Source organism: Bradyrhizobium sp., from assembly GCF_049512235.1.
Lineage (GTDB): Bacteria > Pseudomonadota > Alphaproteobacteria > Rhizobiales > Xanthobacteraceae > Bradyrhizobium.
The window spans coordinates 1-11,761 of sequence record NZ_JBEKXH010000192.1; the positions used below are offsets into that span (position 1 = coordinate 1).

Consider the following 11,761-nt stretch of genomic DNA (forward strand, 5'->3'; position numbering starts at 1 on the left):
CAGGCGACCTCAATGTACATCCTGCCCTGCCATGTCATGGCCAGCCCGACGCTGCCGCGTCCACCGCATCTCATCCCGCGTGTCTGACGATCGCGATACGCCCCTCATCTGGAACGAGACGGCTGTGAGTATAACTGATTCGAACAAAAAGTCAACAGTAATATTTTTTAATATGGGGCTTGACAGCCAAATCACACTAAATCCAGCCCGTCGGGCACGTGTCTTATTGGCGCGAAATTCATACTCGCCCCCGTCGCCCGCGATATTTCAAAAGGAATTCTCATGCCCCCCAAGATCGTTCGTCGTGCCTTGCCAAAAATCATCATCATGAATTGTTGATCGATTTCTTCGCTCGCCATTTGGGCCAGCAGTCAGGACATCACCTGATCACCGCCGGCCCCTGATCGGGCACCGCGACATCCAGCACGCGCAGTTGCACGCGCTCGCTGCCTTGCCAGCGATCGACCGCCAGCGAACCGGCCACGTGCACAGGCTGACCGCGGTGCGCGATCAGCGCGTTGCCGAGCCTTTGGCCAATCGAGCGAAAGGCCATGGCGTTGACGACTGAACCGTCGCCGGACTTGAAGCGCAGCCGCAAATGCGCCTGGCCGACTTCATCGGCATAGACCAGCTGATGTGACGGCAAGGCCACTACCGGCTCGGGATTGCCGCTGCCGAACGGGCCGGCGCGATTGAGGGTGGCCGCCAGTTCAGGCGTCACCGCGCGCGCGCTGACCGCGCCGTCGATGAAGAGCTCGTTGACATGGCGTGCGGCCGCCACGTCATGCGCCAGCGCGTTCTCCATGTAAGCGCGGAACTCCGCCAGCCTCTCCTTGCGCAGCGTCACGCCCGCGGCCATGGCGTGGCCGCCGCCCTTCAATAACAGACCATCCGATACGGCCTGCCGCACCGCTCTTCCGAGATCGACACCTGCTATCGAGCGGCCCGAGCCGGTGCCGATACCGCCCGGCTCCAACGCGATGGCAAAAGCGGGCCGCGAGAATTTTTCCTTCAGTCGTGAGGCAACCAGACCGACCACGCCGGGATGCCAGCCTTCGGACGCCGTGACGATTACGGAGCCCTTGTCTTCGAGCCCGAGCGAGGCCAACGCCTCGGCTTCGGCCTGCGCCTCCGCCATCTGCTCGATGACGCGGCGCTCGCTGTTCAGCCGGTCCAGCTCGGCGGCGATCCGCGCCGCCTCGGAAACGTCGCCTTCCAATAATAGCCGCACCCCGAGATCGGCGCGGCCGATCCGCCCCCCCGCATTGATGCGTGGCCCCAGCATGAAGCCGAGATGCCAGGCCTCGGGCGGCCCGTTGAGCCGCGACACATCCATCAGCGCGGTGTGACCGACATGATCGCGGCGCCGCATCGCGACCAGTCCCTTTGCCACGAAGGCCCTGTTCAACCCGATCAGCGGCGCGACGTCGGCGATGGTGCCGAGCGCGACGTGGTGCAGCATGCCCAACAGATCCGGCTCCGGCATTTCGCCGGTCCAGAAGCCCCGCGCGCGCAGCTCGCGATTGACCGCGACCAGAGTCACCAGCACCAGACCGACGGCGGCCAGATAACCAAGCCCTGACAGGTCATCGGGCCGGTTAGGATTGACCAAGGCGTCGACCTCGGGCAATTGATCGCCGCATTGATGATGATCGATGACGACGACCGACATTCCCTGCCGTCGCGCTTCAGCCAGCGGCTCGAGGCTGGTGGTGCCGCAATCGACCGTCACGAGGAGCGTCGCGCCCTTGCCCGCGAGCATGCGCACAGCCTCGATATTGGGACCGTAGCCTTCAAAGATCCGGTCGGGAATGTGAATCAGCGGATCGAGCCCGCAATGGCGCAGGTGCCACGCCAACAGCGCCGCCGAGGTGGCGCCGTCGACGTCGTAGTCGCCGAAGATCGCAACGTTTTCACCTCTTGCGGCCGCGTCCGCGATGCGCCCGGCCGCGACCTCCATCTGCGTCACGGTATGGGGATCAGGCATCAGTTTGCGGATGGTCGGATCGAGAAAATCCTCGACCGCGTCGATCGCGACATCACGCCCCGCCAAAACCCGTGCCAGCATCTCCGGTAATTGATAGCGCTGCGCGATCGCCAGCGCCCGGGCGGCGCCACGGGCATCGAGCCGGTCGCGCCACAGTTTTCCCGTCGCCGAATGCGATACGCCGAGAAACGCCGGCGGCGTTTCAACGGGCAATGCGGATACGGGAAGCGTCATGATGCTTTCTAGAGATAGCGATGGGCTGAGGCAAACGCGGCGGAGCTGAACGCAGGTCATGCATCGTGTCCCGGACGCGGTGCAGCGCCTGGAGCCTTCCTCGGGCCGCGCAAAGCGCGGACCCGGGTGCGCTGCTCCGCGAGAAGCCCGGACCCACGAACGGATATAGCACATGGACCCGGATCAGCAGTGCATCATGCCGCAGGATGCGGCGCGGCCGGCACAGCATCCGGGGCACGATAGCCCTCAGCACCCCATTCGATCTGCCACCTCGCCAAAATCCTTCGCCACGATGTCCCAATCGCCCGTGGCCTCGAAATCGTATTTCTGCAATGGGCCGTATTCGGTCGGGCGCGCGACGAAGGCGGTCTTCAGTCCGAGTTTCTGGGCAGCTTTCAGATCCTGGTTGTGGGCGGCGACCATCATCACCTGTTCCGGCGGCAGGCACAGCAGGCGCGCGGCGCCGAGATAGGTTTCGGGGTCGGGCTTGTAATGTTCGAACAGTTCCGCCGACAGGATCAGATCCCAAGGCAATCGTGCGAATTTCGCCATGTTGGTCAAGAGCGCGACATTGCCGTTGGAGAGCGGGGCGATGATATATTTTGTCTTCAGCCGCGTCAGTCCGGCGACGCTGTCAGGCCATGGATGCAGCCGGTGCCAGCCCATGGTGAGGTAATGCAGATCGGCGTCGCTCAATCCTAAGATCGAAAACTGCCCGACCAGTTTTTCCAGCGACTGGCGATGCAGCCGGTCCAGGATCATATAGCCGCGCTCCGGATGTTTTCTCACTTCATCCATCGACGCGGCATAGACGGCGCGCCAGCCATCGACCAGCGCGGTCCAGTCCGCCTTGATGCCGCGCGTCTCGGCCCATTTGGCGAAATCCGCGATCAGGCTGGTGCGCCAGTCGACCACGGTGCCGAAAACATCGAAGACCAGGGCCTTCACCGTGGAAAGATCAGATATCACATTCATGGCGCCTCTCCCTTCGCCAGACCGAACAGCGCATCGCTATCGGCGACCCTGACCTTGGCGCCCTGCGCTTTCGCCAGCGCGACCATGTCGGCGGTGCCGCCGGGGCCATCGCCGGCCTTGCCGTTCCACAGCGCCAGCAGGGTGACGTCGGCATTCGAGCCGAACAGCGCATTCTCCATCATGAAGATATTGCCGCGCTGGTAGACGCCGTAGTCTGGAATATCGGCGGCCCAGACCGGCAGTTCGGCATCGTCGCTGAGGATGACGGGCGGGTTGGCGTTGATCTGGCGGGTGAATCGTTCCACCCAGTCGGCACCGCCATCGGCGACCGAATCGCGGCGGTAGGCGTCCGCAGGAATCGGCAGCACCACCGTGGTCTTGATGCCGAGTTCGGCACAAACCTCGTGGAACAGGAGATCGGTGCCACTGGCCGCACCGGCCATGGCCGAAAGCTCGCCTCTGGTTTCGGCGTGTTCGGCCTTTACCGTGTCGCGTAGCCAGGCCCTGGCCTTGTCGATGCAGTCAGGCGCGTTCGGAAAGCGCGGAGATGCCCGGCCGGGCGCATCGACGCGATGCCCTGTGGCGACGATCACGCGGTCGCGGGGCGCCGGCGCCGCCGCGGCATGGTTGATCGCCGCGGTCGAAACCGCCGCAACCGCGCCTGGCGTTGTCCCGGAATCGGGCAAGGGAACGCCGAGCGCCTCCAGCGCGGCCTGGCATTTCTCTGGAAAAATCCCGAGCGCGCCGAACATCGCGACCTGCTCGGCCTCGGACGCCACGGAAAATTTGTTGCTCGCGTTCCTGGCCCTGCTGTAGGCGGACTTCACGAAGGCCGGCTTGTCGGACGTCAGCAACGCGTATTGCGCTTCCGATGCCGGCAACCATTCATTTGGCCTGCCGGTGCGCTCGCTTCGTCGCCTGACGCTCTCCAGCGACAGCCGCACCGCGCCGCGCAAATCCGCCAATTGCCCACGATAATGCTTGAGCGCCGCGTTGGTCTCATCCTCGGTCGCGAAAGTGCCAGCCCAGGCATCCGGTTCCCGCACCGCCAGCTCGACAATCGCGGTCAAAAGGCCGAGCGCGTTGATGCCCGAGTAGAAGTCGTTCATGTCCTCGGCGAAGCCCGTGAGGTAACCCTCGAAGGCGGAAATCAGTCGGCTATCCGCAATCCCTTGCTGCCGTCGCGCCTGCTCAAGCTGGATTTGCTTGAAACCGCCGATCCATAATTTCTTCTGGTTGCGCGCCAGTTGGCTCTCCGCATCCGCCCGGTCCCGCCGTTCGGCCGAGGCGTTGTCCAGCACGCGCTGACAAGCCTGCGATGCCGCGACGAGATCGCCAAGACGCTGGAAAATCGTGGCCAGCTGCAGATTGGCCTCGATATCCCCAGGCAAATCGTGGCGAATGAATTCCCAGGAGCGGCGCGCCGCCTGGAAGCTCTGCATTCGGCGCTGCGCCCGGCCGACCAGCCGCACCCCTTCGCGCCCCCAGTCGCGGCGCTTGGCTTCATCGCCGAGCAGCGCCAGCATCGGGCCGCCGATGCTGGTGTCGTTCTCGGCCCGCTCGACCGCTTCCTGAAATTCCCGGGGAACCACCAGCAGCCTGGCCGGATCGGGCGCGCGCAGTTCGGGCAGCAGCAGAAACACCGGGCTGTCCGGCTTCTGGTCCGAGCTGCGCATCGAACCCAGGGTATCCTTGATCGACCTCGTGAGCAGATCGACCGCGGCCGCCGGATTGTCCCGGTCATAGGCGATATAGCGGTCGGTCTTGAGGTCGAAAGGCACGTCGGCGCCGCTCGACGGAAAGCGCAGCAGGATGGTGCCTTTCGGCCGCAGGCCGTGGCGGATGCCGAGTTCGTAGAAGACGTTGGCGTTGTCGATCGAGATGTCGGCGATGAGAAGGTCATGGCTGATCAGCATCTGGAACATGTCGAGCCGGATATTGCCGGCTTCCGCGATCACCTCGGTGGTGACGCCCTCGAGCCGGTTGGCCTGCAGCGCCGGCTGGATCAAGGCCTTGTCGATCAGGTTGAAATCGACCTTGACCGAAATGTCCTTGCCGTCCTTGTCCTTGACCGTCACCGGCTTGACGCCAAACGGCCTGACGATGAAAACGCTTGTCATGAAAGGTCCCCCATTCAAATCTCTTTCATCACCTGCGCACAGGCGTCACAGCATCTTTCGATATTGCACGACGCTCGGCCGTTCGGCCACCTGATCGTAGAGTTTTTGCGCCGGATGATTGCTCTCGTCTGTTACCCAGTAGAGCCGGTTCGCGCCCGCCGCGCGCGCGGTCGCCTCGACCGCCGCGATCAGCGCGCGCCCTGTCCCGCCGCCGCGCGCGGCGGGTTCGACGAACAGGTCTTCAAGATAGCAGTAGCATTTCGGCGCCCAGGTCGAGCGATGCAGCAGGTAATGCGCGAAGCCGATCAATTGTCCATCGCGCTCGGCGACGAAGGCGCCGAGGCCTTCCAGCGGATCAAAGAAGCGTTGCCAGGTGGCTTCCGTCACATCGGCAGCGACACTTGCCTTGTAAAAGATCAGATAGCTCTGCCACAATGGCTGCCAGGCTTCGCGATCCGCAAGCCTTGCAGCTCTGACGGCGACAGCCATGATCTGCGCCCTCAATCGAGGTGGAATTTCTCGAGCTGCCGGTGCTCGGCCTTGATGTAACGGACGGTGCCGGTAACCGAGCGCATCACCACGGTTTCGGTCTCGATGACATCCTTGCGGAACTTGACGCCCGACAGCAGCGACCCGGTCGTAACGCCGGTGGCGGCGAACAGGCAATCGCCCCTGGCCATGTCCTCGATGCCATAAATCATGTATGGATCGGTCACTCCCATCTTTCTGGCGCGCTCGCGCTTCTCCTCGGTATCGAGAATCAACCGGCATTGCATCTGGCCGCCGATGCAGCGCAGCGCCACCGCCGCCAGCACGCCCTCGGGTGCGCCACCGGTGCCGATATACATATCGACCCCGGTATTGTCGGGGTCGGCGCAATGGATGACACCCGCCACGTCGCCGTCGGTGATCAGGCGCACCGCAGCGCCGGTGCCGCGCACGGCGTTGATGATATCGGAATGGCGCGGGCGATCCAGCACCAGCACCGTGATCCCGGAAGCGTCGACACCCTTCGCCTTGGCCAGGCGGCGAACATTGTCGGCGGGCGGTGCGTCGAGTTCAACCACGCCTTTGGCATAGCCGGGGCCGACTGCGATCTTCTGCATGTAGACATCGGGCGCATGCAACAGTGTGCCGCCATCCGCCATCGCCATGGTCGCAATCGAGCCTGGCATATTCTTGGCGCAGAGCGTGGTGCCTTCCAAAGGATCGACCGCGATATCGACCTTTGGGCCGGCGTTGATGCCGACCTTCTCGCCAATATAGAGCATCGGCGCTTCGTCGCGTTCACCCTCGCCGATTACCACGGTACCTTCAATCGGCAATTTGTTGAGCTCCCGCCGCATCGCGTCGACCGCGGCCTGATCGGCGGCTTTCTCATTGAGGTGGCCGCGCAGACGCGCCGCCGACACCGCCGCGCGTTCGGTCACCCGAACGATCTCAAGCGTCAGAATGCGCTCCAGCAACAACTGCGGCGGTACGGAAATATGGGTCGACATCGCTAAAACTCCTTAAGTCTTCATGGCGGGCCTTGTGGTCCGCAGCCAATCCCAGGGCACGTCGCCCGATCAGACGACGAGCTCTAGTTTTTTTCGATTCTTATCACTTGCGGCCGGCCACTGATCACTTTGTCACGCTGCACCGCGTGCAGGGCGCGGTATACCGCGTCCTCGCTGGTTGCATAGGTAATCAGAATGACCGGTACCGGCGCAGCTTTCCCCGCCTTGCTGTTGGCGTCAACGCCATCGGCATGACGCTGCACGATCGATTCGATCGAAATCTTCTGCTCGGCGAGGCGGGTCGCGATCGCCGCGGCCGTACCGGCCAGATCGCGCGCCATCAAGCGGATATAGTAGCCGCCCTCATGGCGCTCCATCGGCGCCTTCGTGGTCTTACGCAGTTGCGCCAATGGACGCCCGAATGGCTCGACGCGGATGCCGCGCGCGATGTCGGCAATATCGGCGACCACGGCCGAGGCCGTGGCGGCGCCACCTGCGCCCGGGCCGACCAGCGTGATCGGCGGGATGCCCCGGCCGTCGATGGTCACGGCATTGGTGACGCCCATCACCTGCGCGATCGCTGATGATTTCAGCACCATGGTCGGATGCACGCGTTGTTCGATGCCTTTCGTGGTCCGCACCGCGACCCCGAGCAGTTTGACGCGATAGCCGAGTTGCTCGGCGGCGCGCAGGTCCTCCGGCGCGATCGAGGAAATGCCCTCGACATAGACGGCGCTCTGCGCGACCTTGGTGCCGAAGGCGAGGCTCGCAAGAATGGCCAGTTTCTGCGCGGTGTCGTGGCCATCGACGTCGAACGACGGGTTGGCCTCGGCATAGCCGAGGCGTTGCGCGTCCTTCAGGCACTCGTCGAACGACAACCCTTCCTGTTCCATCCTGGTCAGGATGTAGTTGCAGGTGCCGTTCAGGATGCCGTAGACGCGGTCGATGTCGGTTGCCGCGAGGCCCTCACGCAAGGTCTTGATGATGGGGATAGCCGCACCGACGGCGGCCTCGAAATTCAGCGCGCCGCCATGCTGCTCGGCTGACTTCGCCAGGCGCAGTCCATGGCTGGCGATCAGCGCCTTGTTGGCGGTGACCACCGATTTTCCGGATTTCAGCGCGGCCTCGATCGCCGACAGCGCCGGATCGCCTGAACCGCCCATCAACTCGACAAAGCAATCGATGTTGGGATCGCCGGCCAAGTCGAGCGCATTCTTAGCCCAGGCGATACCGCGCAGATCGAGCCCGCGCTTTTTCGCCTTCGAACGCGCGGTAACGGCGACAACTTTTACGCCGCGTCCGCAGCGCACCGCCAGGTTGCGACCTTGCCGCTCGATCAGGCGGACCACTTCGGCACCAACAGTGCCGAGCCCCGCAATACCCACTTTCAGGGGTGCGACCATTACTGGATTAACCAATCGGGGACATCATAACCTGGCATGATCCAATCCCAAAACCTTCTCGAACCTCGGCGCAAGCCCGAGAATAGGCTTTTCGGATCATGCCTAACGCCGGTTGGCGAGAGGAACCACGTTGTGCAGCGTTTCAATACCGCTTTCAAGGAAGCGGCGCACGCCGCGGGCAGCCTGGCGGATACGTTGCTCGTTTTCGACCATGGCGATGCGAACATAGCCCTCGCCGTGCTCGCCGAAGGCAACGCCCGGCGAAACCACAACGCCGGATTTCTCCACCATCAGGGTCGCGAACTGCATACTGCCGACGCCGCGAAACGCGGCGGGCAACGGCGCCCAGGCAAACATCGAGGCTTCGGGCGGCGGGATCTCCCACCCCGCGCGGCCGAACGATTCCACCAGCGCATCCCTGCGCTTGCGGTAGGTGTCGCGCATCTCGCGAATGCAATCGTCGGGACCGTTTAGCGCGGCGGTCGCGGCGACCTGGACCGGCGTAAAGGCACCGTAGTCGAGATAGGATTTGACCCGGGCCAGCGCGGCAATGATCCGTTCGTTGCCCACGGCAAATCCCATGCGCCAACCGGCCATCGAAAACGTCTTCGACATCGAAGTGAATTCCACGCTCACGTCGATCGCGCCCGGAACCTGCAGCACCGAGGGCGGCGGATTGCCGTCGTCAAAATAGACTTCTGCGTAGGCCAGATCGGACAGGATGAATATCTCGTGCTTCTTCGCGAACGCCACCAGATCCCGGTAGAAATCGAGGCTCGCGACATAGGCGGTCGGATTGGAGGGATAACAGACGACGATGGCCAGCGGCTTGGGGATCGAATGAATGATCGCACGTTCCACCGCCTCGAAGAATTGCGGCGTCGGCTCCGATGGTACCGAGCGGATGACGCCGCCAGCCATCAGAAATCCAAATGCGTGAATGGGGTAGCTCGGGTTCGGGCACAGCACCACATCACCGGGCGCGGTAATGGCCTGAGCCACGTTGGCAAAGCCCTCCTTGGAACCCAGCGTCGCGACGATCTGGGTGTCCGGATTGAGCTTGACGCTGAAACGACGGCCATAATAGGCAGCCTGCGCCTTGCGCAGGCCGGTAATCCCGCGCGAGGCGGAGTAGCGATCGGTCCGCGGCTTGCCAAGCGTCTCCTTCAGTTTTTCAATCACGTGCGGCGGCGCCGGCAGATCCGGATTGCCCATGCCGAGATCGATGATATCGGCCCCGGCGTTGCGTGCGGCCGCCTTGGCCCGGTTGACCTGCTCGAAAACGTAGGGCGGCAGACGGCGGATGCGGTAGAAATCTTCCATGGGACCTCGCTTGGGCAACCAAATAAGTGCCGTATGGCCGACACTATACTAACGAAGCGAAGTTCGGCTTCGCCCATAAATCGCGCCAAATCAAACATTTAGGGCGAATTCAGCCGCAAACTGCGTGCTTTTGCCCTGATCTGCGGTTGATTTGCGGCCCTTTTACCACGGCCGCCCGGCCGCGCCAGCCGTTACCTGGCGATCTGGTCACTTGGCGGTCTGGTCCTTGATGGTCTGGTCACTTGGTGGTCTGGAGGCGGTGCCGTCATGCGGCTTCGGGCCTGCGTCTTTGGCGGCAGCCGCAGCTGCCTGGCGGTTCCGCGCTGCGATGAGCTCGGCCTTGATCTTGTCGCGCTCCGCCGGCGCCATCGCGGCGTCATCGCGGGCAGGCGGCAATTCTTCAACCGGAAGGTAGGCCCCGTTTTCCTTGGGACGGGACGGCGCGTCGGCCGGCGTACCCACCAGCGGCATGTCCGCGATCGATGTCGCGCAGCCGCCGAGCGCCAGCGCCGACACCAGCAGCGCTCCCAAAGCCGATGCCCTCTTGTTTCGATCCACCGACATCCGCAGGTAAGCCTCACTTGCCCCAGTCAATCCTTGCAGCCGCGGGATGCAGGCTGCATCGGCGGTGGCCGCAAGCGCTTGAACCCATGCGCTTAAACCGTTGTCGCCCGAAACAATTAAAGCCTAAACAACAGACGGGGCCGCTGAGGCTTCAATATGACGGAACAAAGATACTTTCGCAGTGCAACAAGAGCAATGTTCGGATTAACCTCGGTGCCGCGACTGTATAACAGCGCGGTGACGAAACTGAAACGAACCTGTAGTGTGCTTTCATGAGCGACGTCAGCACCGATACCCAGCCATCGAAAAAGTTCGATCCCGAAGCCTTCGCGATGAATCTCGCAAGGGCCATGGAAACCAGTGGACAGGCGCTCGCGGCCTATCTCAAACCGCGCGAAAGCGGCGAAGTGGTGGACAAACCGCCTTCTGAACTCGCCGAGGTGATCAAGGCTTTCAGCGCCATCGCGGGATATTGGGTTTCGGACAAGGACCGCTCGGCCGAGCTGCAGAGCAAGCTGGGCAAGGCCTATATCGACCTGTGGGGTAATGCGGTGCGCCGCCTTGCTGGCGAAGACGCGCCGCCAGCGATTACGCCATCCCCGCGCGACAAACGATTCAGCGACCCCGAGTGGAAATCGAATCAATTTTTCGATTTTGTGATGCAGCTCTACCTGCTCACGACGAAGTGGGCAAATGAGCTCGTGCACAACGCCGAGGGGGTCGATCCGCATACCCGCAAAAAGGCCGAATTCTACGTCCAGCAGATCTCAAATGCGCTGGCGCCTTCGAATTTCGTTCTCACCAATCCGGAAGTGTTGCGCGAGACGCTTTCGTCCAACGGCGACAATCTGGTTCGCGGCATGAAGATGCTGGCAGAAGACATCGAGGCCGGACGCGGCACGTTGCGCATCCGCCAATCCGACCCCTCCAACCTCGTCGTCGGCGTCAACATGGCCACGACGCCGGGCAAGGTGGTCTTCCAGAACGAACTGATGCAGCTGATCCAGTATCAGCCGGCGACGGAAAGCGTGTTGCGCACGCCGCTGCTGATCGTGCCGCCGTGGATCAACAAGTTCTACATCCTCGATCTCAAGCCGGAAAAATCCTTCGTCAAGTGGTGTGTCGATCAGGGCATCACGGTATTCGTGATTTCGTGGGTCAACCCGGACAAGAACCTGGGTGCCAAAACCTGGGAAGACTACATGAAGCAGGGGCCGCTTGCGGCGATGGATGCCATCGAGCGCGCCACCGGCGAGCTCAAAGTCCACACCATAGGTTACTGCGTGGGCGGCACGCTGCTCGCCACGACGCTGGCGTGGCTTGCGGACAAGCGGCGGGTGCGGGTGACGTCGGCGACGTTGCTGGCGGCGCAGGTCGACTTCACCCACGCCGGCGATCTCCTGGTGTTCGTCGACGAAGACCAGATTTCGGCGCTCGAACGCGATATGCAGGAGGCCGGCGTGCTCGAAGGCAGCAGGATGGCGATGGCCTTCAACATGCTGCGTTCGAATGATCTGATCTGGTCCTATGTCGTCAGCAATTACCTGAAGGGCCAACCGCCCACCTCGTTCGATCTATTGCACTGGAATTCGGATGCGACGCGAATGCCGGCGGCGAACCATTCCTATTACCTGCGCAACTGCTATCTGGAGAACC

General features: G+C 62.8%; 9 protein-coding genes. 1 reads left to right on the plus strand and 8 read right to left on the minus strand.

Annotation, left to right across the window (positions count from 1 at the left end; genetic code table 11):
- Nucleotides 1-379 precede the first annotated feature (379 nt).
- From recJ to ABSG20_RS18570, 8 genes are all read right to left on the minus strand, one after another.
- Complete coding sequence (recJ, locus tag ABSG20_RS18535) at nt 380-2,221, minus strand: single-stranded-DNA-specific exonuclease RecJ (protein WP_423865962.1); 1,842 nt, start codon at nt 2,219-2,221, stop codon at nt 380-382.
- A 246-nt stretch (nt 2,222-2,467) separates the two neighbouring features.
- Nucleotides 2,468-3,187, minus strand: coding sequence for a haloacid dehalogenase type II (locus ABSG20_RS18540; RefSeq protein WP_423865970.1), 720 nt, complete (start codon nt 3,185-3,187; stop codon nt 2,468-2,470).
- Between the two features lie 5 nt (nt 3,188-3,192).
- Nucleotides 3,193-5,316 carry a tetratricopeptide repeat-containing protein gene (locus ABSG20_RS18545; protein ID WP_423865963.1) on the minus strand — a complete coding sequence of 708 codons (2,124 nt, stop codon included), beginning with the start codon at nt 5,314-5,316 and terminating at the stop codon, nt 3,193-3,195.
- Between the two features lie 45 nt (nt 5,317-5,361).
- A complete protein-coding gene (locus ABSG20_RS18550; RefSeq protein ID WP_423865964.1) occupies nt 5,362-5,805 on the minus strand; it encodes a GNAT family N-acetyltransferase in 444 nt (147 codons plus the stop codon).
- A gap of 11 nt (nt 5,806-5,816) precedes the next feature.
- Nucleotides 5,817-6,815 (minus strand): class II fructose-bisphosphatase, encoded by a 999-nt coding sequence (glpX, locus tag ABSG20_RS18555; protein ID WP_423865965.1) that lies wholly within the window; start codon nt 6,813-6,815, stop codon nt 5,817-5,819.
- 83 nt (nt 6,816-6,898) lie between these two features.
- Nucleotides 6,899-8,218 carry a homoserine dehydrogenase gene (locus ABSG20_RS18560; RefSeq protein WP_423865966.1) on the minus strand — a complete coding sequence of 440 codons (1,320 nt, stop codon included), beginning with the start codon at nt 8,216-8,218 and terminating at the stop codon, nt 6,899-6,901.
- A gap of 102 nt (nt 8,219-8,320) precedes the next feature.
- The gene (locus ABSG20_RS18565) at nt 8,321-9,541 is read right to left on the minus strand and encodes an LL-diaminopimelate aminotransferase (protein ID WP_423865967.1); all 1,221 of its coding nucleotides are present in this window, start codon (nt 9,539-9,541) and stop codon (nt 8,321-8,323) included.
- 207 nt (nt 9,542-9,748) lie between these two features.
- Nucleotides 9,749-10,105 (minus strand): hypothetical protein, encoded by a 357-nt coding sequence (locus ABSG20_RS18570; RefSeq protein ID WP_423865968.1) that lies wholly within the window; start codon nt 10,103-10,105, stop codon nt 9,749-9,751.
- Between the two features lie 272 nt (nt 10,106-10,377).
- On the opposite strand from ABSG20_RS18570, the gene ABSG20_RS18575 reads away from it, so the two are divergent.
- On the plus strand, nt 10,378-11,761 hold a 1,384-nt coding region (locus ABSG20_RS18575), incomplete at its 3' end, for a PHA/PHB synthase family protein (RefSeq protein ID WP_423865969.1).